The following is a 23374-nucleotide window of genomic DNA, read 5'->3' on the forward strand; positions in this document are numbered from 1 at the left end:
TTTAATTCTCACTTTCTAAACTTGCTTCAGAGAGTGAAATTCCGATTAACTCTTCTACAATATCTTTAGGAGCAATACCGAGTCTTCTATTGTCAAAGGGCGATTTACTTAATTGTACCGCATTATGGCCAACTTTGCGAGCTTCTTCAAACTTTTTTACTGCTATTCTTTTTGCTTCTTTAATGATATTTCTTGCCGTATGTTCCGGAAAACCAATATTCATCAAGTTTTTATATGTTACTGTTTTCATATCTCCACTCCTGTCAAAAAATTACTTCCTCCGTGGGTATGATTGGTTAAATCGTGCATGGGCATCTCACCCGCTGTCCTTTTACGATGGCAGCCTGAACGTTCAGAAGTATCATTGTCCTTATTTGTGGTCATGGCAGATAGAGAACCACTCTATTTTATAGCTAATAATTTTCGCTCCTATCACGGCGTATCTCACTAAATTGCTCGACAAATAAGAAAGTCCCACCTCGGTTTATTCAATTGTCAATGAACAAATCAAGGAGAGACTATTTTATTTTTTGTTTAATTCTTTGAGGACAGTCTGATAGTCCAAGAATATAATCCGTACTAACGTTATAGAGTGCAGAGAGTTTTATAAGTATTTCAGCTGTAAGAACTACCTCACCTCTCTCAATCTTTGCATAATTTGTGGAAGAGAACGATAGTTTTTCAGCTACAAATTTCTGAGTGAAGTCATTGTCTTCTCTCAAGTCCCTTATACGTTGGTACATATAGCTTTCTCCTATAAAAAGTATAGAATACTTTTAGAAGAAAACTTGGAAATTGTCATAATATGACAGCTGATATATTACCTCAATATTACTGAAGTTTATTGATAAATTTTAAATCAATAAATCATAATTTCATGATATAAGTAAAAATATTAAAGTAAATATTATTAAGCTAATTGCCAAATTCATTAACAAATTTCAATTGTAAATGCTTTGCGAGATACTTCGCCTTTTTCAACATAAGTGACATGGGTTTTATCAATAAAGTTGTCCGTTTCTGTCAAAGAGGTAGATAAGCCACTCCACGGTTCCAGAGCAATAAATGGCCCTTTGTTGGTTGTTGTCCAAACAACTAAGAAAGGAAAATCTTCGAATGATACTTTTAATCCTTTTTGATGGTTTTTGGATTTCAAAGCAACCTTCCGAGATTTAAGGTTATCAAACGTCAACGCATCATGTTGAAACAGTTCATAATTCAATTCTAAAATTCTTGTTTTAGATAGCATTGGTTGACGTTTGGAAAAATCAAGAAGTCCCGTATCTGGGAAACTTTTTGGAATCGTGCAATCTTCTTCCAATTCGAATTCTAGGTAATAGTCATCAAATGCTTCATCCTCTAATAATGGACAATTAAATCCTGGGTGGCCTCCAATAAAAAATGGCATCGCATCTAACTCACCTAAATATCGAACTGCATATTCTGTTTCCAACTTATTACCGTCCAAGCGATAGGTTAATTGGAGTTCAAATGGAAAAGGGTATTGCTTTAACATCTCATCGTCAGACAAAATACGAAACTGTATCTCATTTTCGGTATGTTTTACTAAATCAAAAGTGCGTTTTCTGACAATCCCATGGCGAGGCATTGAGCCAGAAATTGTTTTTTCACCAACCTTAAAAGTGGCTTCATCATTTCTTAGACTACCACAGATAGGAAAGAGAACTGGTGCCTGACCACTCCAGTACTCTGGATTGCCTTGCCAAAGATATTCCACACCATCTCGATCTTTAATCGAACTGATGGTCGCCCCCTCTGGTTTAAATTCAACCGTTAATTCGTCATTTTTTAATTTCATTAGTTGATTCCCCAATTATACTCTATGATTGCTGAAAAGGCATATAGTCCATTTCATATCTAACATTCCCTTTTAAAGAATCTTCTAAGAGATTGTTAAAAAATATTTTGAATTCATCTAATTCTAAATCTGAATGACAAATCCATTCTCCTCCAGTAGAGACATACCATTTCCCTAAAGATTTTAAAACATCTTGATCGATGTATGGAATATATGGACATTTTTCAAAATTAACAATATAAACTTTTTCATAGGCAGAAGTTAAAACACCGTCTGTCACTCTTTTTAATGTTTTAAACATAGGTACACACTTTCATAGTAAGGATTAATCAATGACTTGAGTTTCAGCAACTTTCTTGTACCAATGCGCTGATTTTTTAGGATAACGTTCTTGTGTCTCAAAATCAACATAGAAGAGACCATAACGTTTTTCATATCCATTTGACCATGAGAAGACATCCATCAAGGACCAAATGAAGTAACCTTTAACATTTGCACCCTCTGAAATCGCATCAGAAATCACTTCCAAATGTTTTTTCACGTAATCAATACGACCATCATCATAAACTGTTCCGTCTACAAATTCATCCTTATAACCAAGACCATTTTCAGTAATGTAAATCTTTTTATAATTAGGATAGTCTGCTTTTACCCGCATAATTTGATCATATAGACCTTGAGGATAAATAATCCAATCCCAATCTGTTTTCGGAACATTTACTGGTGCTTCTCTTCTACCAACACCTTTAATTTGGTATTTGGAACTTCCTTTTTCACCTTTACCGTTATGAATGATTTCAGTCTCGCCATCAAAAGCTTGCATCCAATCACTCATATAGTAGTTAATACCAAGGAAATCATTTAAATCTTTTGCAGCACCCAGTGCTACAAAATCTTCTTCACGAAAATCAAGTTCACCACCATTCACCTCAAGGATATGGTTAACACCTTCCATTGTTTTATCTGAATACTTACCAAGATAAGTTGCATCAAGAATAAATTTATTATGGATAATATCTTCAAGTTCAGCCGCTCTAACATCGTCAGGATTGTTAGCATCAAATGGATACTTAGTTGGAAGAGCATGTACAACACCGATTTCACCTGAATAGCCACCGTCTTTAAAGAGTTTCACGGCACGAGCATGAGAAACCATCATGTTATGGTGTGATTGGAAAACTTTAGCAAGATCATATTGAATACCTGGAGGGAATTTACCAACCAAGTATTGACCATCACCAATAGGCCCAATTTCGTTAAATGTTGTCCAATAGTTAACTTCTGAGAATTCTTTAAAACAGAATTCTGCATAATTTACAAAATGTTCAATGTTCTCACGATTGAGGAAATCACCATCCGAGTGGAGAGCTTCTGGTGTATCAAAATGGTGAAGTGTAACAAAAGGCTCAACATGACGCTTATGACACTCTGCAAAGAGATTATGGTAGTATTCTACTCCTTTAGGGTTAACTTCTCCTTTTCCTGTTGGAAAAATACGAGACCAGGCAATAGAGATACGGATGCCGTTGACACCAAATTCTTCACTAAGTTTCAAATCAACAGGGTAACGATTATAAAAATCACTTGCTGGTTCAGCAGTGTACCAATAGTTGTCTTCTAAGTATTTATCCCAAGCTACTGGTCCTTTGCCATCTGTGTGGGTAGCTCCTTCAGCTTGGTAAGCAGCTGTAGCACCACCAAAAATAAAATCTTTAGGTAATGTTTTAGTCATGATATACCTCTTCTAAATTTTCATTTCACTATAAAGGAAGATTGAGTTCCCCCAACCTTCCCTTGCGAAATATTATTTTTCCATTTGTTCTTTAACGAAGTCCAATGCACCTTGACCATCGCGAGTCAATTTGATGTATTGAGCCCCTTCTGTTTTAGCTAATTTAATATCAAGTTTATCAGTTTCCACTTTCATATCTTCATAGTTAGAAGCTACTTGAGGTGCAAGGATAACAAGTTGATATTGTGGTAAGATTTCACGGTGAGCACCATAGCTTCCTGCTGCTGCAGTGACAGGTGCACCATATTCTTTAGCTGCTTTATTTAAAGCATTTGCTAGTAGTCCACTTGTACCACCACCCGCACAAAGAACTAGAACATTAGTTTGATCAGTGATTACTTTAGTTTCTTTAGCTGCTGATTTTTCAAGAATAGCATCAGCTTTCTTAGTGTCAAAGTTTGCTGCTACTTTTTCTTTTAGCGCATCAGATGAATTCGTACCTGCTGCTTCTTCAGCAAGAATTTGCTCATCGTATACTTTCAAGAATGGGTAGTAGATAATGACATCAACAACGATTAACAAAACTGCCAAAATGAATGCTAGCACTTGGAAGTTTGTCCCAAGAATAAGACCTAATGGAGCTGGTGTTGTCCAAGGCAAGTTTGCAGTAAAACTGTTCATTCCAAGTGTATCAATAAAGAATTTGAAAATCCATACATTGACAATTGGTGCCAAAATAAATGGAATAAAGAAAATTGGGTTCAAAACAAGTGGAGCACCGAACAAGATTGGTTCGTTAACTCCGAAGAATGTTGGAACAACAGATGCACGTCCAATGGCTTTGTTACGTTTTGATTTTGTTAACCACATGAACATGAATGGAACGACGAGAGTTGCACCAGTACCACCCATGGTAACGATGAACATTTGAGTCCCTGAAGTCAAAATCTTGTCCGCATGTTCACCAGCTTGAAGTAATTGAAGGTTGGTTTCAGCATTTGCGTAAGTAATCGCTGCAATGGCTGGTTCGACAATAGAAGGACCGTGGATACCAACAAACCAGAAGAAAGCAAATGCACCGAAGATAATAGTGATTCCAACATAGCCATCTGCTGCTTGGAACAATGGTGCAAGAAGTTTACCAATTGATTCTGCAACGTTAACGCCTAAAGTAGTATGAACAATCAATTCAATCACATAAAGAAGTACAACTGATAACGTGAATGGAATCAAATCCTTAAATACTTGAGAGATATTTGGTGGAACCTCTTCAGGCATGCGAATAGTGACATTGTTTTTCACACAGACTTTATAGACATTTACGGTAATAAATGCTGCGATGAAGGCTGTCAACAAACCTTTTGTTCCCATAAATCCAGTTAAGAAACCACCGTCTTTTGCTGGATTAGCCGCCATTAGTAGAAAACCTACAATAGCAGCAAGCATGGTTGAAATAAAGTTGATTTGGTTAGTGCTAGGCAATGAGCGGTTCATTGAATCGGTTAATGCTTTCGCAGTCGTACCAGCCACAAACAAACCTAAAATACCCATTGAGTAGTTGTATGGTGTCATCAAAAGATTCTCAATATCTTTACTCCAATGGAAGCCCCATGCATTTGGAACATAGGCAATCAAGATAAAGATACTTGAGAACAAGATGACTGGCATACCAGCGATAAAACCATCACGAATAGCACGAAGATAGATATTTCGAGAAATTTTCTCGAAGAAAGGTTTCCCTTTCTCAATCTGAGCAATTAATCCATTCATTATTTTGCTCCTCTCTTATAAAGTTCAATCATGTGTTTCATTAAATCTTGCAATAAAATGGTAGTCATTAAATGATCTTGACCATGCATAAGAGTAACACTATATGCCAAATCTTCTCCCGCAGCTTCTTTTTGTAGTAGACTTGTTTGAGCATGGTGTGCTTCAACAATGCTTGAATTAGCAGATTCCACCAACTCTTCAGCTTTTTCAAAGTCGCCATTTTGTGCCGCTTTTAAAGCATCTATTAATTTGGAACGTGCTTCACCAGCATAAGATACAATTTCAAATCCCAAGAGGGTAATTTCTTCTCTATTCATTTTATAAGCTCCTTTATTAATTTTTGATTTCAGTGATTAGAGTAAGCGTTGTACATGTAATACAATATAAAACTTTTCACTTTCATGAATCGCTACACCTGTTTCTGAGGCTATGATTTGATAAATTTTATCACCAACATCATAAGCTTCAGGATAGGCTATCTGAATATGTTTCCCCATATCCATGAGAGGCCCATTATCATTTGGACTTCTATCCAAATATTGAAGGAAGTATGTTAGGTGGATCATTAAGCGATCGTAAAAATTACTATTTTCTTTTGTTCGCTTAATTCCTAATCTTTCTAACTCTTCTTGCACTTTTGATAACACCGATCGTGTTAAGTCTACTTTAGGTGACTTTTCAACAGCCGTTACCCCTTTTGCATTGATGAAATGTAAGGCTATCCTCCCAATCTCATCATCAGGTAAATCATTCAAGAGTTTCTGACGAAACATCGCCAAAGCTTCTTTTGCAATGACATACTCTATGCTATATTCTTGTGAAATATTCGACAACTTACTTTCTTGATAATTATCTTCAAGAACCGCCTTATATGCACAATGAATATGGTCCGTTAAGGTAACATAGAGATATTCTTGAACGGGATAGGAATATTTGCTTGACAAGGTTTCAATCACATCATAGGTGACTGTGATAAAGTCTAATGGCACATCTTTTAGCAAGGTCATGAAATTTTCTTGCGATTCTGTGCTTTTTAAGGAAAAGACTTTTTCAATCTTATCAGCAATAACGAGATCTCCTTTTCGTTTCTGAAAAGTAATCCCAAGTCCCATCACCACAAACTGTTGATCATGCTCATCTTTTACTAAAGCGACATTATTATTAAGGGCTTGTAAAACACGATACATTTATTACCTCCCCCTCTTGATTTATAATTGGATAGAAAAAGAGACCACAAATAAACTAAAGATAGCAAAGGCTTACCTTCCATTCATTTGTAGTCTCGCCTATTCGTAATAGTTACGATCTACCCGTATTCGATTTATGAACTTATTATAACACAGGACAAGAGGTTTGTAAACCCTTTCTGTTTAAAAAAATGACATTTTTTAAAATTTTGTTTGTTTTATGTTGTTATAATGTTTAAATACGTTTTGTCCAAGGTGTTGCTGTTTCTTTCAAGACCTTGTTCAATTCATCAATATTTTGGAATCCAGTAGTACGTAACCACTCACGAGCAGCTCCTTCACCTTGTTCAATATAGTCTTTGACACTGCCAGCCCAAGTTGCACGCCCACAAAGGACACCGTTAAAGTTTGCACCAGATTCTTTGGCAAAAACCAAAGTGTCTTGGAAAAGCTTAGCTGATACGCCTGCGCTCAGGTAGATATATGGAAGCTGAGTCGCTTCATCCTGTTGTTTGAAATAAGAAGCAGCTTCTTCTTTAGTATATACCACTTCGGATTGACCGAAGCCTTCTACGAAATTCATATTGACTGGAACTTCTACCTTCAAGACATCAATACCAAAACGGTCATCAGAAAAGACTTTCATTGCTTCAATAACCTTGCGTGGTTTAACTTTGGCATATTCTGCACTTGAAGCATCAGCGATTTTCTCATCATAAGCTAGGATTTCGAGATAAAACGGAATATCTTCAGCTGTGCATTCTGAACCGATACGTTCAATATAAGCTTGTTTCTGACGATTTGTCGCTTCATCACTATCGACATCATAGTAGAGCAAGAATTTAATGGCATCTGCCCCTTCTTCTTTCAAACGCTTTACAGACCAATCAACCAAGCAATCTGGTAAGCGTTTCGTGCTAGTGGTGTCATAGCCTGTTTTTTCATAAGCGAGAAGCAACCCTGCGTCTTTATGAAGTACCTTAGTGGCAGGCAAACCGTATTCAGGATCCAAAAGCATAGATGAAGCAAATGGCGTCAATTCTTCAGAAACCAATACTTTAAGCTCTTCCATTTGAGCAACTGTTGGCTCATCAGTTTGATATTGTGCCATCAAACGTTTTAGAGCACCACGTTGGTCAAATGCTAATGCTGAAATAATACCATTTTCATCACTTAATTTTTCCATGTAACGACGTTTTTGTTCTGTTAATACCATGATTATACCTCTTCTACTTTAATACGTTCAAATAATGCTGAATAGTTTGCCATATTAACATGGCCGGTTTGTTTTTCTTGGGCATTTAACATCCCCAAACAATTGGCTTTTTTCAATAACTCTTCATCTGATTCTGCATGGTAAAGAGCTGATGTAATTCCTGCTACCGTTGAATCACCCGAACCTACTGGGTTGACTACTTCTATTTTGGGAATCGTCACCTGATAATACGAATCAATATGTTTTGCAAAAGCACCCTTCGAACCTAGTGATACAATCACCCATTCCACTCCGTCAAATAAATCTTGATCAAGAGTTGCTTTTAAGACATTAGTATCACCCGTAACTTCCATATTTAAAAGCTGAGACAATTCTTCTGTATTAGGCTTAATTACTGTAGGTTTTGCATGTCCTTTCAATACTTCTAATAAGGCTTGGCCAGAACAATCTAACACCACAGGCTTCTGATAACGCTCACAAATCTCAATCATTTTAGAGTAAAAATCCACTGGCAATCCCTTCGGTAGGCTACCTGAAATAGAAATAATACTTACTTGCTTAACCAGGCTTTCAAAGTGCTCTAAAAATGCTTTACCTTCCTCATCAGAAATAGTTGGTCCTGACTCTAAAATCTCTGTTTGCTGACCTTCATGTAAAACCGCAATACAGTTGCGTGTTTCTCCTGATATTGGTGAAAAATCATGCTCAATACCAACTTGATCTAATTCCTTTTGGATAAATTCACCGATTTTGCCACCCAATATACCAGTAGCAAGAACATCATCTCCGACTTGAGAAAGAACTCGTGTAACATTTAAGCCCTTACCTCCAGGGGTTTTGTGTGTTTCAGCAACACGGTTAACCGTATCTAGATTAAAGACATCCAGTTGATAAGCAATATCAACCGACGGATTCATAGTGACTGTTAAAATCATGATTCACCTCTTAGTCGTGGTATTCTCCGCGATCCCATTTTTCTAAAAACTCATCGAAGAAATGCGGATCAGCTTGTCCTTGATTCAAACTTTCAACTTTTGCAATTTTTTGAATCAACGCTTTGTTTTCTTCAGTTGGTTTATATTCTGCATGGATAAATGCTTCAATAATATCCGTCATTAATAAGCCACCAGTGATTTTACCACCAAAACCAATTACATTAGCATTCAACTCTTCTTTAGCGTAGATTGCAGAAGTCATATCTCGTACCAAAGCTGAACGAATTCCTGGCACCTTGTTTACAGCATTATTGATTCCGACGCCAGTTCCACAGATACAAACACCTAAATCTGCTTCACCACTCGCAACAGCTTCACCCACTTTTTTTCCAAAAATTGGATAGTGAGTCCGAACATTGTCATAAGTTCCACAATCAATGACTTCATAACCTTGAGTCTTCAAGTAGTCAACAACAGCAATTTTATCGTTTGTTACAATATGATCACAGCCAACAGCAATTTTCATCTTATTTTACCTCTTGATTATATTATTTTTTATTAGCACATTTTGTTAAGCATGTCGACACGGATTTGGTGACGACCACCGTCATACTCACCTTCGACAAATCCTTTAGCAATGTTTTTTGCAACGCCAGGACCAACAATTTCAGACCCCATTGTAATAATGCGAGAATTATTGTGCCCGCGGGTCATATAAGCTGAACGTTCATCTGAAACTTCAGCAGCAATCATGCCTTTAATTTTAGTAGCCGTCATAAATGAGCCAACACCGTATGCATCAATTATGATTCCTAGGTTAACATCGTTAGCAGTTACTTCTTTAGCTACTGCTAGTGTTGTATCAACAAAATCACAACCTTCAGCAGAAACATCTTGGACATCATGACCAAGTTCTACCAAATAAGATTTAACGATTTCTTTCAATTCTAAGCCTGCTTTATCAGCACCAATAATAACTGTCATCTGTTTTCTCCTGTTCAAAAATGTTGTTTTGTTTGATTTACAATTATATTATAAACATTAAAAAACATCTTGTCAACCCTTTTTTGTTTATTTTTTGTTTGTTTTTGTTTATTTGTTTCTAAAAAAGAACATCTATCATAGAATGTTCTTTTAAATCATGACCAAACTAGCTGTGAAGACGATAATGTTAACATTATTTTTGCCTGGCAAGAATTTAAGCCTTGTTAATTAATTATTTCCGTCCATTTCGCGAGTTGACTGACCTTTTCCTCGTCTTTTTTATCGGTTATAACAGCTGTTAACTGTGAAAGTTGGCAAAAGACTGAAAAATCCTCTTTTCCTATTTTTGAACTATCCAGCAGAAGATATTGTTCAACCGATCGGCTAATCGCTAAACGTTGGGTATAAGCCTCTTCAACTGTTGAAGTCATAACATCATCTTCACGATTACCATTTGCACTAAAAAACATTTTACTAAAGTGCATTTTTTCTAAACTTGTATTTGTCACTTCTCCTACAAATGATTCCGTGACCTGCCGCATCTCACCTCCTAAGAGAAAAACTTTAAATGTCTCTGATTTTTTCTTAAGTAAGATATTAAATACAGGCAAACAGTTTGTTACGACACTCAATCGTTGATTATTGATTTCTTCTGCAAAACTCTCAACCGTAGTACCAGGACCTAAAAAGATAGTATCCCCTTCTTCAATGATATTTGCGGCTAATTTAGCAATATGGCGTTTTTCTTCTATATTCAATGTATGTTTTTCTTTATGTGAAATCTCTCGGTATTGGAAAGCTGAATTACTTCTTGCTCCACCATGAATTTTTTTTAGCAACCCTTGTTCTTCCAGTTCGATTAAGTCTCTACGAACGGTCATATCTGTTACACCAAAAGATTCCATAATTTCAGAAACACGAACAGTCCCTTTTTTGTTAACTAATTTCGTAATCTCTTCTAAACGTTGAAATTTATTCATTTTACAGCCTCCTTTATTTTATTATATCTCTTCCTTAAACATTATTCAACATTTTTTGTTTGTTTTTTAAACAAAACTCATAGATAAATTATTATTACTATTTTCTTATTAAGGTGTGAACAATTAAGTCAAAATCTGAATATTAAGCGCTTGCTTCTAATAAATCTTGAATATCTTTATACTATAACGAAATCTCCTCATCAAAATGTTTGTCAACTCCGTTATCAAAATTCAAGATTTTTAGAAATTTTTCCAGTCTTTTTGTACTCTTCTCATAGTCATTCACATAAAGTTTGAAATCCTGTTGAACCATGACAATCTCTTTATTCACTTGTTCTATTGAAATTGATTCTGTCATATTCAGTTTTGAAAAATCATACCTTGCTAGTTTTCGACTATTCGGATCATCACTCTTTAGATTGATAAGCACTTCCGCCATCTTGTTTAAGGTGGCGTTTTTTTCATTTGTTTGAGTCAGTTTGATATCTAGCTCTGCTATTTCTGCGACCAGTTCGTCTTTGATGTCCTGGTATTTTTTGTCTGTCTCAGTTAGCTCAATCAAGAGGTTAATCTCAGAAATCTTTTCTTGAAGTCGTTCAACAGTTGGTCTTCTGTATGGTATCACTCGACTATCGTTGGTTAGCTGTCTAATCAAGGTTCGCCCTTTTATATACTGATTCTTATCCGAATGTTCTTTGTTATAGATAAAGTATGAGGTTGTCTCACGGATATAGACTCTAAATTTTTTCCGATTCTCTTCTTCAAGAATATCTAATTGATAGTTGGGAATGAAAATAAGACCGCTCTGTTTGACACCGAAAGACACCTTGATAAAAACGCCCTTATCAGCTAGCTTCTCTATTTGGTGCTCTGCAAGTTCCACTTCAAATTCATGAACGGCATCTCGTTTTTCCTTAAATGTCTCAAAGGCTTCTTCAATCTCTTCAGTGGATACCTTATCCTTATCTCGTTCTTCTTGAAAAGCATGATATTGTTCTCGAAGACTTTCAACTACTTCTGAGGAAAGCAACTCCTTATCTTCAAAATAATTCTGAAAAAAGGCAGTATCATACAACTTTGTCTCACTTATTTTTTTATGACTCAGACTTATCTGCTTGGCATTTTCTTCAAGAGTAAAGACAACATTTTTTTGTTTCAAGTCAATGGTTAGATTCAATTCTTTTGCTTTTGTTAGTAACTCTTCTAAAGAATTGACACGGTTCAACAAAAATTCTAAACGACTTTCAATCTCTTGCTTAGCAAAATGCGTTCTAAAAAATTCTTTATCATATAAATCTCGTTTGCTGAGTTGGCGTCCTCGAATTGGTTTTGTCATTGCTCTATCCGTCATCATGAATCGACTATGCTTCTGACTAAAATCAATATAAACATGTAACTGCACTGCTTTTTCTAAAAAATCATCAAAAGACTTTGACTGTTGCATCAAAAAATACAGACGTTGTTTCAATTCAAATTTATGACTAGACTGCCTATATTTTTGATAGTCACGGTAGGAGTACCGCTTCTCGATAATTTTTGCTCCCGCCATTTTAGAAATACGGTCTGAAATCATACGAAGGTTTCGTTCCAAGGCATAGTTCCATATCAACTTTTTATCTGAATTACGGTCAATGGCGTTGATTAGGATGTGATTATGAACATGATTTTTGTCTGTATGAGTTGCCACGATGAAACGAAAATAGCCCCCTGTTAATTCCATCATGGTCTCATAACCAATGCGGTTAATTTCTTCAGGTGTCAGATTATCCTCAGGAGAAAATGATTGAATGAGGTGATGGGCATGAATATTTTGCTGGTGTTTTTCTTGTCGGTCATTTCTAGATTCGTACAACTTGTCGTTATTGGTAAAGTTGACATTGTACATTTCTACCATTTCTTCATAGCTGGGAAAGTCTAAGTAATTGCTCACGCCAAAATCAGATACCAATTTCAAATTGTCCGTTTTATCGGGATTGAGGATATACTTAATCAGACGCCTACGGTATTTTTTTCCGTGCGTTACAAAGTGTTTAGTGACTACCATGAAACTCCCTCAGTCTTTTCGCTTCCACTTGAAATTCTTTCTCCACTCCAGTAATCAACTCACTAACTCCCTTACTTAATTCTTGTAACTGTTCTTGAGAAATCAGATGACTTTGATTGATCGCACGCGCAATTTGATTGATGTTATTTCCAATCCGTCTCAATTCAAACACTAACTGCTCATAGGTATCAGTGTTAATCGTGACAAATGACATATTGGGATTCAGCAACACTTTTCTGGCATAGACTGAAAAATTTTGACAATGACTCTTAGCAATTCGTTCATTCAATTGATGTAACTCTGAATCTGTTAAAAATACTTTTTTGAGATTAGTGCGATATCGATAAACCATAGTAGCCTCCTATCTCATGTATTTTTCACGAAACTCATGACTGAGTGGTTGTACTTGATTGACTTCCGCTATCAATTCTTGAACGCAGCTCAATAAGATTGAAACGTGTTCTTGAGTCACTTGGTGATTTTCTCTTGCAATAATCAAAACTTCATACACATCTCGACTAATCTGCTCAAACTTTTGAGATTGCCAAAGGGAGAACCAACTTTCAAAAATTCTATCCTGATAATTCTTTTTCAACAAATTTTGACGAAGAAATTCTGAGAAACTATCCAGTTTTTGTTCCCTCATCATTTCTTTTATCTGTTTTTCTTCTTGTCTCGTGATTCTAAATTGCTTACGAATCAACTTAATTTCTTGTCCCATCCTACTATCCTTTCAACATTATACTTGTCTGACAATGTCAGGCTGCCTCACATTGTCAGTACGCTTCCTAAAGACCTCACTCTCTTCTTTTTCGGTCTTTGCGAGCTCAGATATTGTGGCCACAATATCCCAAAAATCATATCGCCAGCTGACCAGAACTTTCCAGTTTTGACAGCTAACGATAAGATAACTTGGTGGCTACGCCCCCAAACCCCAAGTGAAAAATCATGGATTGATTTTTTTAGGAATGATATTAGGATAATAGAGGTGATTTGGAAAAGGTATCACAAAATGAAAAATGAGGGTAAGAGAAAAGAGAGCCATAGCTCTCAAAAAATTATCTTAAATATTTAGCAAAATATTCTTTAAAGACATACGGTTCTAAACTCTTTTGTGAAAAAACTTTAGAAAGTTCAATACATTCTTTTGCAGTTCCTTTTCCTGGTCGCAGATAAAATGCTCTTATCCCATGAAGTAATTGTCCGACACGGGAATGATACTCTTGATTTGTCATCTCATCTAAACGAATATCTACTGCGAGTGCGAATTTATTCCCATAAAGAATATCCTCTTCATATCTATGCCTAGTCATATAATCTTTAATATCATAAAGCATAGAATTCATATTTCTATAATTTGGTGTTCCTACTAACGCTCTACTCGCTCTATTTATACCGTCAACATAACTATATGCATCGTTTAGAGAATTAAAATCCCAAAACCTCTTAGAATCGAAATACTTATATTCCCTATCTAATTGTGATTTTAATGCTCGTAAAATAGATAATGCAGTACTCTTATCATTATTTTTTATTGCCATATAGGCTTCATTAACCCCATCATTATAAAAATCAATGTGTTGATTAATTTCAGAACCAAAAATACCAGTAATATCAAATTCCAACAATTCAGTGTCTAATATAATCATACTTCCTCCTTACTAAAATCTATTCATCAACGAAAGACAAAACATCAACAATATCATCTAATTCGAAGTAATCTTGTGCCTTTTCAATAATCTGTTTATCATTACTCGGCATATAAATAATTAAATTTTTCATCGCCCTAGTAATAGTGACATAAAATAATTTTCTCGTTCTATTTTGAACATTCTCATTAGGAGAACCTTTTCCAAACAAGGTATCAAAATTATATTGATTCCATTTTCCATTATCTAATAAAACTAAAACATTCTCATATTCACTACCTTTAACCTTATGCTGCGTTATAACAGATACATATTCTCTGAGATAAGCAATACTATTTACATATTCTTGAAATGGCATTATCTTAAGTCGTGACCATAAATAATGTCCCCTACTTTCAATAAAATTAGTAAATAAGTCATCCTTTGAAATTAATCCACTTTCCTCTGCAAGTTCTATGACTTTTCCAATTGTAATATCATCAACAGAGATTTTTGACATAACTTTAGATAGACTAATTTTATCTTCTGACGAAGATATATTAAATTTAGTAATACGTAAGAATTCATTATGCTTACCTGTTTTATACAGCTCTAATAGCTCATACATTAAATCTAACCTTTTAAGAATCCTATCCCTATCTGTGCCCGCTTCATATCTATTACTTAATCCATTAAATTTATAAGCTAACAGCGATTCTTTATTAACTTTACTCTTATTACTAACTTCTTCAAACGAGCACGTCTTAATTTCATCGTAAAAAGCCAAAAGTTCTGGGATGGAATTAACCACATCAATTATTAATGGACCTCCCCTTCTAACAGCTATTTTAGCCTCTTCTACTAGTTCTTCAAACGTTTTTCCTTTATCAGATATCTTATTTTCGTTGATTTTTTTCTTTATACCTGTAATTAATTTCACAAATAGATCAGTATTATATAATTCAAATAACTTAGAGAAACCCGCCATTTCTGCATTAAGTTTATGTGTCAGACGTAATTCTTTTGTTTTTTTAGCTATATCAAATTCTAAAGATTTATATAGTTTACTCTTTCTAAGAACATCAAGTTGATTAATATCGTTCCCGTAGACAAATTTCACTGTTCCAGCAATGACACTCCCATCTTCCATATTGGGAGCTGTATCATCGTTGGAGGGAGTTTGAACTAAACCATCATTTCTAACTTTATTGGCTAAATCAATAACTTTTTTAGGATTACGACGATTTTGAACTTTTTGTATCTTTGCCAAATTATAAGAATTTAAGTCTCCTACCCCTGAATCATAAATAGCTTGCATAGAATCTCCAAAAAAGCCTACAACATTTTTCTTAGTACTCTTTTGAAGATGTTCTAATAATATTTTCACAATTAGTGGACTTGTATCTTGATATTCGTCAACAAAAATATAGTTTGCAGTATCCGCTAAAATATCACACAGTTTCTTATATTTCGAAAACATTTTTTCAGCAACTATAAGAATATGGTCATGACTTATTTGAACTTTATTTTGGTCTGTTTTACTCATAGAATACCATTCAGCATATTCAACACGAACATAATCAAAATAATCAAGTGAAATAATTTCTTCTTCAAATACTTCCTTTGGTATAACGAATAACTTTTGTGAATCATCATTTATCAACTCAACAAGACATTCTTTAATCTCTTTTTGGAAACTTCCAATGACATACCAGATAAACTCGTGAATTGTTGAAACCCATAAATTATCATTAATGATTCGTGACCTAATCTCTGCAACAGCGTTGTTAGTATAAGTAATACATATAATCGATTGTTTCGGTTCCTCAATAGATATTTTTTCAATAATGGAAATTAACGAATAAGTTTTCCCGCTTCCAGCACCACCCTCAAGAATAAAATTTTGATCTTGTTTTATTATTTCAAATATTTTTTCTACCTCTGATTCTATTGTTCTCTCAACCATAATAATCCCTCCGAAATATAGTTAGGTACTTTCCAAGTATTTTCTTCATCTTCAAAATATAATAAACTTGATGCAAATGCAGATTTTTTGTTCACTTTATTCCTAGCAAATTTATAGAAATCTTCTATCTCACCATCATCAAAATTTTTTAAAGCTTCATATTCAATAAGACCATCTTTTCGTTTAATAATGAATTCTTTATTTAAACCGATAAAGGCATCCTCAAAACTAGCAGGCTGATAACCGTTGTCATCTTCGGGAATTTGATATGCAATTCGAAAATTCCCAATGCATTTTTCATCTTTTTGTTTTTCAGCCACTAATTCAAATTGAGTCTTTGTATCAGATTTCAAATTATCTTTTCCAAAAAAATCTATGATAGAGTTATTACTAATATGAGTACCGTTTATAGGAGCACAAGATTTATTAACAGTACGCACTCTTCCATTTTTATCCGTTACTTCTTCTTCCTTCGTACTGTCAATATCCGTAATAATTAGTACTTTAATTCCTAAGAACTCAAATAGTTTTCTAAATACTTGTGAATGAGCACCTGTTTCAATGATTGAAATGTTTTGAGAAAGTAATGGCATTATATTTGAATTTTGTTTTATCGGATTGGCTATATCCACCTTTTGCATCATCGTTGGCAGTATAATTCTTTCCGTGTCACCCTCAATACAGATCACTTTATCAGCGAAAAATAATTCACTACTATTAAGAGTAAGATACTGCTTTACAAATCTATATCCTAATTGTTCATCACCATATTCTTCTTTCAATGAGTTAAAAGCTTTTGATACTGCTGTGCCATTATCACGCTTAAAATAAATTAGATCATCAAAGTTACAATCAGAAACTATGTGAGATGAATGAGTTGTAATTAAAGTTTGAATACCACTAGTAGCTCCACGTGTTTTCAGTTCATCATCGTGTACTTTTAACAAATCTTTAATATTCTTGATAAAAATATACTGTAATTGTGGATGTGTATGCGATTCTGGCTCTTCAATATAAACTAGGTTAATCTCTGCAGGATCTTTTTTTATATCTGCCATTACAGTCTCAATTTCAAAAATTATTCCATATAGGTTTAAATACCCCAAACCATTATATGTTTCAGGCAAGAGACTATCATCATGCTTATAATATAGCGTCGTATTATTACTTAAAATATCTTTCTCAGACAATGATGAATGAATTGCCAACTCTGCCTCACTATCATTTCCACCAAATCTTTTTACTCGTTCAAAGACTGGAGTAAATATACCTTCGCTACTATCATCACCACTATAAGCTTTCGTTAAAGTCTCATCGGCCTTTAAAATTGCAGATTGAAATAAATTATTTGCAGCGCTGTCAATATCTTCACCATTATTTAATTTATAAAATCGATTTGACGTCTTAGACAATGAATGGTTATTTTCTTTATTAGATACTTCTCGACTAGCACTGATCCCTCTTACTTTAATAATTTTATGAACATCTTTCATTTCAAGTAAATCAGATTTTTCTTCTGTTAATTTTTGAGTAGAAGGATCGTATCCCAGTGAGTAAATCTGCATTTCGAAAAGTTTACTCAGATTTTTCTTCATGAACGACTCAAACTTTGAAAAATCATCTATAAAATCACTAACTTGAAGATTTAAATCACGAAGTTTTTGAATAGGGATTATATACGTAAATTCAAGAATAACAAAATCATTATCGGGATTTAAATCCATCATGAACGTTTTGATATTCTGATACGAATCTGTTTCCGAATATTGAATCCAAATTTGAAGACTAATACCCAAAATGGGTTCCCAGTCTTTCTCAGGAATGCCAGAAACTAACTTTATTTTTTCATAAATTTCTTTTCTATGACTTAAGCTAATATCTTCCCATGTTAGGGTATTACTAGAACTCTTATTGAATATCTTTTCTAACACAGATAAAACCGAAGTCTTACCACAATTATTTTTACCAACAATTAAAGATAAATCATTTTTCAACTCTAGAGAAAAATCCTTCAATAAACGATAATTTTGTACATAAATTTTTTTAATTTTCATAATTATAATTTATTCCTTTCGTTTCACTCAAGGCACAACACTGAATGAAAAGGTGTTATGCTCTTTATTTTTGTCTATAATAACAGTGAGAAGCCCTATCACTACTATAAATCACGGGGAGGAGAGTAAGTGAGTAGTTCAGCTACTACCTCGAATAATTATAGGTGTGGTTCTTCCTATCAAGCACAACTAACTGTGACTAAGAGCACGTAAACTTATACTTGGATAAGCGACTCGTTTGTGAAAGGGAAGAGCAGTCAAGGGATAGGAGCTTCTCTACTTTTGAGAAAGGAGTTTCCTCCTATGTTAAAAATCGTTTATCCTAAATTGTTGTGGAATTGATGTGCATAAAACTTTTGTCGTAGCAGTTATTGCTATCACCAATAATCAAGGAATTACTGAGTACCATCGTAAACGCTTCTCCACCTTTACCAATGGACTCACTCAGCTACGTGATTGGTTGGAATATTATTCCTGCTTCGATGTCTGTATGGAATCTACTGGTAAATACTGGATTCCTGGTTTCAATATCCTAGAAGAACAGACCAATGTCTGCTTAGCTCATCCCAAATATGTCAAAGCTATTCGAGGAAAGAAAACCGACAAGAAAGATGCGCAATGGATAGCCGACCTTTTCAAGCATGATTTAGTTGCTTCTAGCTTTATTCCCCAGCTCAAAATCAGACAACTCCGTGACCTTTTCAGATATCGCATGAAGCTAACACAACTTCAGGTTGGCGAGAAAAATCGGTATCAGAACTGTCTCACTTGGTCTAATCTTCAAATTGCAAGTGTCGTTTCCGATTTTTTCGGAAAAAGTGCTCAAGCTATTATTAAGAGCATCCTTGACAATCCACAAGATAAACCCAGTATTGAGCAACTGGTTCACAAGAGAATGAAGAATAAAGTCCAAGACTTGGAAATCGCTATGGAAGGTGCTTTACCACCTGAACAAGCTGAGAAAATCAGAGTTATCAAAGCTCATTATGATGCCTTAGCTATCTGTAAAGAAGATTTGGAACAGATGATTCGGGAACTGGGACAAGACTATCAACATCAAGTAAAACTAATTCAAACCGTACCTCGTTTCAAAGAAGACTTATCTGCTTTCAGAATCATCTCAGAAATTGGTTGCGATATGACAGTCTTTGATTCAGCTGCCAAACTGTGTTCCTGGGCTGGACTTGTCCCTGCCAACAATGAAAGTGCTGGGAAAAAGTTTTCTACGCGCATTTCTAAAGGGGGAAAATACCTGAAACCTTTCCTTGTTCAAGTCGCAAACGCTGTTGTCAAATCTGATAAGCATCCAGAATTGAGAAACAAGTATCTTAAACTCAAGAAACGCCGTGGACATCGAAAAGCTATTATCGCTATCTGTCGCAGATTACTGGTTTCTGTGTACCAAGTGCTACGGAAACAAGAAGACTACAATCCTGTTTTACTAGGACTGACCGAAATACGAAATCCTGATAAAACGATGTTTGTTCAAGACGCTGTTCGTTTTGCACAACAGCACGGATTCAATGTCGCTTAATCTCAAAAATCAGGTTTCAACACCTCTTTTTAGTGCGCCCAAAATCAGGATAAACAATAAATCAATTAGCTTTTATTTTTTTCAAACTTTTCCTCTCTATCTCTATTACACAACTCCCTCAACCGTTCCTGTCCTGCCTTCATCATCTCTTCCTCGACTTTACTCCATTTTCCAAAGAGACACTCTTGTAGCACTTCTGCTGCGGAACCTTCATCTGTTTCAGAATTATAGATACAAGTCCTATCCCTTTGATAAATCTGAATACAATCAAAGAGTTGCTCTCTTTCTAACTCCCTTAGGTTATCAACCAAGTTCTCTACAATCCCATCATGGTGTTCTTTTGGTGTTGCTCTAGCCTGATTGGGATCTATGGCATAAAGCTCTTCATAACGAATCAGAGTGCTGAGATAGGACAATTCTGGTTTGGTACCAATCACAGCTAAGGAAATCTGATATCCTTTAGAAGCTAATAATTGAGCAATTTGACGAGGAACTTGAGTAGTTCGCAAGGTTCCCTCAATCAGCAAATGATAACCTTGTGTGCTAAGTTCATCAACCAGATGCTCTACCATTTTTCCTGCAAATCCCTTGGTATAGTCCACGCTGTCCTTTCCATACTTTTCTTGCAGGGCTAAGTAATTGGGATGCTGAGAACGGTAGCTATCACCATCGATGATAATGATATTACCTTGAAATTCTTTTTGCTTGATACGATGAATAGTCGTCTTACCTGCCCCGCTTTGTCCTCCAAGCAAGATAGCTTTCGGTCGATCTGGAATCGTCTTTCCTCTGGTTAAAGCCCGAATGGTTCGCTGCAAGGCCTTCTGAAAGTCAGCCTTACTAAATTCTTCCAATCTCATTATGCCACCACCCGATGATACACCATGTCTAATATCCGCTCAATACCATCTAAATAGCCATTGTAACGCTCTATTTCATCGAAAGTATCAACAAGGTAAATTTTCGTATTGATCAATTCGGCCAAGTCATCACTCATCAAAATCCAAGGATTAGATTCATCATCAAAAGCAATATTATGACTATCCTGGTATCTATAAAGCTGTGATAAAATGGCTGCTCCACGTTCTTTGATCACTTCTACTTTTAAAGTCAGTTGGTAATCTTCAACAGGTGTTAACATCTTGTCCTCTCCTACAATATCGACATAAGAAACGTTAAATTTCTGACAAATACGGTCGATGAGTTCAGTTGTAACAGTGCTGGTTCCATTTTCGTAGCGACTCAGACTATTGCGTGAAATCCCGACCATTTTCGCAAATTCTGGCTGTGTTAAATCGTGTGTTCGGCGTAGTGATTTTATATTGTCTCCAATCATAGATAAAGACCTCCTCATATTTGCTTTCATTATACCATAAAAAACGGATAACGCACCATATTTGGTGCGTTATCTGTTTTTAGGTTTCTTCGATTGCTTAAACTGCTCTATTCGCTTCTCCAACTGCCCAGTATTCAGTTTATTTTTCGCTTCCTGGATTGATCTATCAAGACTTTGTTCCTCAGTAGTTATATCGTTTCGGGATAATTCTGCTCTCTCACTAGACTTGAAACTTGTATCGAAAACCACATCTACGAGTTTCTCTACTTTGGTTAATTCAATATCTGACATCTCTGAAAGTCGATGGATCAGTCGTTTAAATCGGTCTTGATTCTGTGTTTTCTTTTGAAAAAATTTCATTATCTTCTCCTTACATTGTAAAAAGGTAGCCCGCATAAGACTACCTAATTTATAAATCATCAATGGCTACTGAGATAGCCTGTAACTTTTTATTTTGGATTTTCTTTTCATCAATCAATTGATGAAGTTCTTCAATTTGCGTCTGACAGGCGGAAATATCCTTGTTATTTTGTGCAATGGTATCTGCCAAGTGCTGTTTGTAGTCACTTGTAATATTTACCTTCTTCGGCTGATTTTGTTTAACTTTTGATTCAGGCATCTGTACATCTTTAGATTCTGACTCCTTTTGTTGCTGTTCAAAAGCAGCCTCATAATCTACTTCTTCAATTGGTTTTTCAACCTGTTTATGAAAAAGTGCTGCGATTTTAGCTCGTTCTTCATGGGACGATGTTGGTTTCACATCGTCTAGTGGCTGATCAAAATTCCATGTTTTACTCATTCTGTATCCTCATTTCTGTAATCTGGGGGTAGTGTAGATTCTTTACCAAAGGCTTGCTCTAGTGCTTCATGAAATGACAACTGACTAGATTGTTGCCGTTTGATAAATGTACTGTACATAGCTGTTTGTAGTTGATCACGATAGTTTCCCAATTTCTCCGTCTCACGTGAGACCTTTTCTTCTTGCCTAGCTACTTTTTCAGCCAGACGTTCAATCACACTCATAAGGTATCCTCCTTGTCACTTTCTAGATTATGATAGCGGACTTGATTTTGTTATCACAATTCCAAAACACACTCTCGTTTTGGTGGAGGATGATTCTTATTGACTTGTGCTTGGGCTGTTTGGATAAAATCACTTAAGGGTAGTTCACTCTGCTGTTTCACAATATCATTCCAATCTGACTTTGTTTCAAGGCCCTGCAATGGTGGTAAATCTTGAGAAATCGGAAATCCTTTATCTGACAGTTTCTGACAAAATTCTCTTCCTGCTTCATCGTTATCAACAGCCGTTGTTATGACGTTTGAATGAGTTTGAAAAAAGGTTGTCGTCTCTTGTATTGCCTGAAGATAATGGCTAAATCTGCTTGGTTTTACTGTATCTAGAAATGCCAATTTTCCCTGTTCCTCTGTTGCTAGACGCAAAGTCTGATAAGCCATCACTGAAAGTTTTAAGCCTTCCATTGAAATCAGGCGAACATCTGATAGCTGCTTGTGATGAAGCTGATAATAACTCATCATATCGATAACTGATTCACAAAAAATGAGTCGCTTGGGATTCCCAATATCGAAACTAATACCGACATGGCCATGAGATCCTTTCATGATTCTTTTGAGATAACCTCGATCGTGCTTTTCTTCATTTTTGATGAGACCTTGAAGGCTAGCGGCCTGTAAAATCCCATTATGGTCATAGCTTTTAAACACTAAAACCGACTCCGCTTGATAAGTAGCTTGAGCAAGCAATCCTTGTCTACCAAAGGTATTGATAATCTGATCACTTAGACCACGAACTTCATTCAAGTAAGTACGTGCTTGCTGAAAGGGTTCTTCACGCAAATAATAGTGAAACGGTTGATAAACCTCTTCTATTACTTTGGTCTGTTCAAAATCCCCGGTTTCAAGATAAGATACAGCCTCTTTGAAAGAAACACCTGCCACTAATTGAACAAAGTCAATTACATCCCCTTGTATATCTCTTGAAAACCATTTGAAAGTATTGGTATCCGCAAAAATCCGAAAGGAATCATGATCTGGGTGTTCATAAATTTGTTCTGATAAACGTCTGAAGGAATAACCCAGACTTTCCGCAACTTCTAAAATAGCCTTTTGTTTTACTGCTTTAATTCGTGTCATCTTGTCTCCCTATCAAAAAAAGCAGAAGACTGTCTC

Annotated in this window: 26 protein-coding genes and 1 pseudogene; 1 reads left to right on the forward strand and 26 read right to left on the reverse strand. The window is 35.4% G+C overall.

Annotated elements, in window-relative coordinates; translation table 11 throughout:
* Position 1: 1 nt before the first annotated feature.
* The 20 genes from QOR44_RS06140 to QOR44_RS06235 form a co-directional block, all read right to left on the reverse strand.
* Entirely contained in the window at positions 2-250 is a 249-nt protein-coding gene (locus tag QOR44_RS06140) for a DUF3173 family protein (protein WP_017648273.1), read from the reverse strand.
* Positions 247-384 (reverse strand): hypothetical protein, encoded by a 138-nt coding sequence (locus tag QOR44_RS06145; RefSeq protein WP_176721358.1) that lies wholly within the window; start codon positions 382-384, stop codon positions 247-249. Before QOR44_RS06145 ends, QOR44_RS06140 begins: the two co-directional genes overlap by 4 nt.
* Before the next feature lie 134 nt (positions 385-518).
* The gene (locus tag QOR44_RS06150) at positions 519-743 is read right to left on the reverse strand and encodes a helix-turn-helix domain-containing protein (protein WP_000284847.1); all 225 of its coding nucleotides are present in this window, start codon (positions 741-743) and stop codon (positions 519-521) included.
* A gap of 188 nt (positions 744-931) precedes the next feature.
* Entirely contained in the window at positions 932-1819 is an 888-nt protein-coding gene (locus tag QOR44_RS06155) for an aldose 1-epimerase family protein (protein WP_017648274.1), read from the reverse strand.
* Positions 1820-1841: 22 nt separating this feature from the next.
* Positions 1842-2120 carry a DUF3884 family protein gene (locus QOR44_RS06160; protein WP_000477312.1) on the reverse strand — a complete coding sequence of 93 codons (279 nt, stop codon included), beginning with the start codon at positions 2118-2120 and terminating at the stop codon, positions 1842-1844.
* Between the two features lie 24 nt (positions 2121-2144).
* The gene (gene lacG, locus QOR44_RS06165) at positions 2145-3551 is read right to left on the reverse strand and encodes a 6-phospho-beta-galactosidase (RefSeq protein ID WP_000169291.1); all 1407 of its coding nucleotides are present in this window, start codon (positions 3549-3551) and stop codon (positions 2145-2147) included.
* Positions 3552-3623: 72 nt separating this feature from the next.
* The gene (locus tag QOR44_RS06170) at positions 3624-5321 is read right to left on the reverse strand and encodes a lactose-specific PTS transporter subunit EIIC (protein ID WP_001013688.1); all 1698 of its coding nucleotides are present in this window, start codon (positions 5319-5321) and stop codon (positions 3624-3626) included.
* On the reverse strand, positions 5321-5638 hold the full coding sequence (locus QOR44_RS06175; RefSeq protein WP_141444560.1) for a PTS lactose/cellobiose transporter subunit IIA: 318 nt from the start codon (positions 5636-5638) through the stop codon (positions 5321-5323). The genes QOR44_RS06170 and QOR44_RS06175 overlap by 1 nt, the downstream gene beginning before the upstream one ends.
* A 36-nt stretch (positions 5639-5674) precedes the next feature.
* Positions 5675-6508 carry a PRD domain-containing protein gene (locus tag QOR44_RS06180; protein ID WP_141444559.1) on the reverse strand — a complete coding sequence of 278 codons (834 nt, stop codon included), beginning with the start codon at positions 6506-6508 and terminating at the stop codon, positions 5675-5677.
* Positions 6509-6743: 235 nt separating this feature from the next.
* Positions 6744-7724: a tagatose-bisphosphate aldolase gene (lacD, locus tag QOR44_RS06185; RefSeq protein ID WP_000244546.1), complete on the reverse strand. Its 981-nt coding sequence runs from the start codon at positions 7722-7724 to the stop codon at positions 6744-6746.
* Positions 7725-7726: 2 nt separating this feature from the next.
* Positions 7727-8659, reverse strand: a complete 933-nt coding sequence (gene lacC, locus QOR44_RS06190; protein ID WP_000604311.1) for a tagatose-6-phosphate kinase — start codon at positions 8657-8659, stop codon at positions 7727-7729.
* Between the two features lie 10 nt (positions 8660-8669).
* Entirely contained in the window at positions 8670-9185 is a 516-nt protein-coding gene (gene lacB / locus QOR44_RS06195; RefSeq protein WP_000686148.1) for a galactose-6-phosphate isomerase subunit LacB, read from the reverse strand.
* Positions 9186-9217: 32 nt separating this feature from the next.
* A complete protein-coding gene (gene lacA, locus QOR44_RS06200; RefSeq protein WP_000215989.1) occupies positions 9218-9643 on the reverse strand; it encodes a galactose-6-phosphate isomerase subunit LacA in 426 nt (141 codons plus the stop codon).
* Between the two features lie 224 nt (positions 9644-9867).
* Complete coding sequence (locus QOR44_RS06205) at positions 9868-10623, reverse strand: DeoR/GlpR family DNA-binding transcription regulator (RefSeq protein WP_001032085.1); 756 nt, start codon at positions 10621-10623, stop codon at positions 9868-9870.
* Positions 10624-10804: 181 nt separating this feature from the next.
* The gene (locus QOR44_RS06210; RefSeq protein ID WP_017648276.1) at positions 10805-12667 is read right to left on the reverse strand and encodes an SAG1250 family conjugative relaxase; all 1863 of its coding nucleotides are present in this window, start codon (positions 12665-12667) and stop codon (positions 10805-10807) included.
* Positions 12654-13019 (reverse strand): MobC family plasmid mobilization relaxosome protein, encoded by a 366-nt coding sequence (locus tag QOR44_RS06215; protein WP_000263045.1) that lies wholly within the window; start codon positions 13017-13019, stop codon positions 12654-12656. Before QOR44_RS06215 ends, QOR44_RS06210 begins: the two co-directional genes overlap by 14 nt.
* Before the next feature lie 9 nt (positions 13020-13028).
* The gene (locus tag QOR44_RS06220; RefSeq protein ID WP_000529541.1) at positions 13029-13388 is read right to left on the reverse strand and encodes an SAG1252 family conjugative relaxosome accessory protein; all 360 of its coding nucleotides are present in this window, start codon (positions 13386-13388) and stop codon (positions 13029-13031) included.
* A gap of 337 nt (positions 13389-13725) precedes the next feature.
* Entirely contained in the window at positions 13726-14316 is a 591-nt protein-coding gene (locus tag QOR44_RS06225; RefSeq protein ID WP_024390982.1) for a hypothetical protein, read from the reverse strand.
* Between the two features lie 19 nt (positions 14317-14335).
* Positions 14336-16261 carry a UvrD-helicase domain-containing protein gene (locus tag QOR44_RS06230; RefSeq protein ID WP_069987935.1) on the reverse strand — a complete coding sequence of 642 codons (1926 nt, stop codon included), beginning with the start codon at positions 16259-16261 and terminating at the stop codon, positions 14336-14338.
* The gene (locus tag QOR44_RS06235) at positions 16243-18315 is read right to left on the reverse strand and encodes an ATP-dependent nuclease (RefSeq protein WP_069987943.1); all 2073 of its coding nucleotides are present in this window, start codon (positions 18313-18315) and stop codon (positions 16243-16245) included. Before QOR44_RS06235 ends, QOR44_RS06230 begins: the two co-directional genes overlap by 19 nt.
* Positions 18316-18618: 303 nt before the next feature.
* Here QOR44_RS06235 and QOR44_RS06240 point away from each other — a divergent pair.
* Positions 18619-19849, forward strand: a pseudogene (locus QOR44_RS06240) (IS110 family RNA-guided transposase).
* Between the two features lie 65 nt (positions 19850-19914).
* Here the strand turns inward: QOR44_RS06240 and pezT are convergent.
* From pezT to QOR44_RS06270, 6 genes are all read right to left on the reverse strand, one after another.
* The gene (gene pezT / locus QOR44_RS06245) at positions 19915-20709 is read right to left on the reverse strand and encodes a type II toxin-antitoxin system toxin PezT (protein WP_017648279.1); all 795 of its coding nucleotides are present in this window, start codon (positions 20707-20709) and stop codon (positions 19915-19917) included.
* Positions 20709-21185 carry a type II toxin-antitoxin system antitoxin PezA gene (pezA, locus tag QOR44_RS06250; protein ID WP_017648280.1) on the reverse strand — a complete coding sequence of 159 codons (477 nt, stop codon included), beginning with the start codon at positions 21183-21185 and terminating at the stop codon, positions 20709-20711. Before pezA ends, pezT begins: the two co-directional genes overlap by 1 nt.
* Positions 21186-21254: 69 nt before the next feature.
* Positions 21255-21545: a hypothetical protein gene (locus tag QOR44_RS06255; RefSeq protein WP_017648281.1), complete on the reverse strand. Its 291-nt coding sequence runs from the start codon at positions 21543-21545 to the stop codon at positions 21255-21257.
* 49 nt (positions 21546-21594) lie between these two features.
* A complete protein-coding gene (locus QOR44_RS06260; RefSeq protein WP_017648282.1) occupies positions 21595-21984 on the reverse strand; it encodes a DUF5945 family protein in 390 nt (129 codons plus the stop codon).
* Positions 21981-22208 (reverse strand): DUF5965 family protein, encoded by a 228-nt coding sequence (locus tag QOR44_RS06265; protein WP_017648283.1) that lies wholly within the window; start codon positions 22206-22208, stop codon positions 21981-21983. The genes QOR44_RS06260 and QOR44_RS06265 overlap by 4 nt, the downstream gene beginning before the upstream one ends.
* A 53-nt stretch (positions 22209-22261) precedes the next feature.
* Positions 22262-23338: a toprim domain-containing protein gene (locus tag QOR44_RS06270; RefSeq protein WP_017648284.1), complete on the reverse strand. Its 1077-nt coding sequence runs from the start codon at positions 23336-23338 to the stop codon at positions 22262-22264.
* Positions 23339-23374: the final 36 nt, after the last annotated feature.

It is taken from the genome of Streptococcus agalactiae, assembly GCF_949788565.1.
In the GTDB taxonomy this organism is placed as follows: Bacteria; Bacillota; Bacilli; order Lactobacillales; family Streptococcaceae; genus Streptococcus; species Streptococcus agalactiae.

Bases quoted from the DNA above. Each gene is read 5' to 3' on its own strand.
- QOR44_RS06140 (WP_017648273.1), bottom strand. From the start codon at position 250: ATGAAAACAGTAACATATAAAAACTTGATGAATATTGGTTTTCCGGAA.
- QOR44_RS06145 (WP_176721358.1), bottom strand. From the start codon at position 384: ATGACCACAAATAAGGACAATGATACTTCTGAACGTTCAGGCTGCCAT.
- QOR44_RS06150 (WP_000284847.1), bottom strand. From the start codon at position 743: ATGTACCAACGTATAAGGGACTTGAGAGAAGACAATGACTTCACTCAG.
- QOR44_RS06155 (WP_017648274.1), bottom strand. From the start codon at position 1,819: ATGAAATTAAAAAATGACGAATTAACGGTTGAATTTAAACCAGAGGGG.
- QOR44_RS06160 (WP_000477312.1), bottom strand. From the start codon at position 2,120: ATGTTTAAAACATTAAAAAGAGTGACAGACGGTGTTTTAACTTCTGCC.
- lacG (WP_000169291.1), bottom strand. From the start codon at position 3,551: ATGACTAAAACATTACCTAAAGATTTTATTTTTGGTGGTGCTACAGCT.
- QOR44_RS06170 (WP_001013688.1), bottom strand. From the start codon at position 5,321: ATGAATGGATTAATTGCTCAGATTGAGAAAGGGAAACCTTTCTTCGAG.
- QOR44_RS06175 (WP_141444560.1), bottom strand. From the start codon at position 5,638: ATGAATAGAGAAGAAATTACCCTCTTGGGATTTGAAATTGTATCTTAT.
- QOR44_RS06180 (WP_141444559.1), bottom strand. From the start codon at position 6,508: ATGTATCGTGTTTTACAAGCCCTTAATAATAATGTCGCTTTAGTAAAA.
- lacD (WP_000244546.1), bottom strand. From the start codon at position 7,724: ATGGTATTAACAGAACAAAAACGTCGTTACATGGAAAAATTAAGTGAT.
- lacC (WP_000604311.1), bottom strand. From the start codon at position 8,659: ATGATTTTAACAGTCACTATGAATCCGTCGGTTGATATTGCTTATCAA.
- lacB (WP_000686148.1), bottom strand. From the start codon at position 9,185: ATGAAAATTGCTGTTGGCTGTGATCATATTGTAACAAACGATAAAATT.
- lacA (WP_000215989.1), bottom strand. From the start codon at position 9,643: ATGACAGTTATTATTGGTGCTGATAAAGCAGGCTTAGAATTGAAAGAA.
- QOR44_RS06205 (WP_001032085.1), bottom strand. From the start codon at position 10,623: ATGAATAAATTTCAACGTTTAGAAGAGATTACGAAATTAGTTAACAAA.
- QOR44_RS06210 (WP_017648276.1), bottom strand. From the start codon at position 12,667: ATGGTAGTCACTAAACACTTTGTAACGCACGGAAAAAAATACCGTAGG.
- QOR44_RS06215 (WP_000263045.1), bottom strand. From the start codon at position 13,019: ATGGTTTATCGATATCGCACTAATCTCAAAAAAGTATTTTTAACAGAT.
- QOR44_RS06220 (WP_000529541.1), bottom strand. From the start codon at position 13,388: ATGGGACAAGAAATTAAGTTGATTCGTAAGCAATTTAGAATCACGAGA.
- QOR44_RS06225 (WP_024390982.1), bottom strand. From the start codon at position 14,316: ATGATTATATTAGACACTGAATTGTTGGAATTTGATATTACTGGTATT.
- QOR44_RS06230 (WP_069987935.1), bottom strand. From the start codon at position 16,261: ATGGTTGAGAGAACAATAGAATCAGAGGTAGAAAAAATATTTGAAATA.
- QOR44_RS06235 (WP_069987943.1), bottom strand. From the start codon at position 18,315: ATGAAAATTAAAAAAATTTATGTACAAAATTATCGTTTATTGAAGGAT.
- pezT (WP_017648279.1), bottom strand. From the start codon at position 20,709: ATGAGATTGGAAGAATTTAGTAAGGCTGACTTTCAGAAGGCCTTGCAG.
- pezA (WP_017648280.1), bottom strand. From the start codon at position 21,185: ATGATTGGAGACAATATAAAATCACTACGCCGAACACACGATTTAACA.
- QOR44_RS06255 (WP_017648281.1), bottom strand. From the start codon at position 21,545: ATGAAATTTTTTCAAAAGAAAACACAGAATCAAGACCGATTTAAACGA.
- QOR44_RS06260 (WP_017648282.1), bottom strand. From the start codon at position 21,984: ATGAGTAAAACATGGAATTTTGATCAGCCACTAGACGATGTGAAACCA.
- QOR44_RS06265 (WP_017648283.1), bottom strand. From the start codon at position 22,208: ATGAGTGTGATTGAACGTCTGGCTGAAAAAGTAGCTAGGCAAGAAGAA.
- QOR44_RS06270 (WP_017648284.1), bottom strand. From the start codon at position 23,338: ATGACACGAATTAAAGCAGTAAAACAAAAGGCTATTTTAGAAGTTGCG.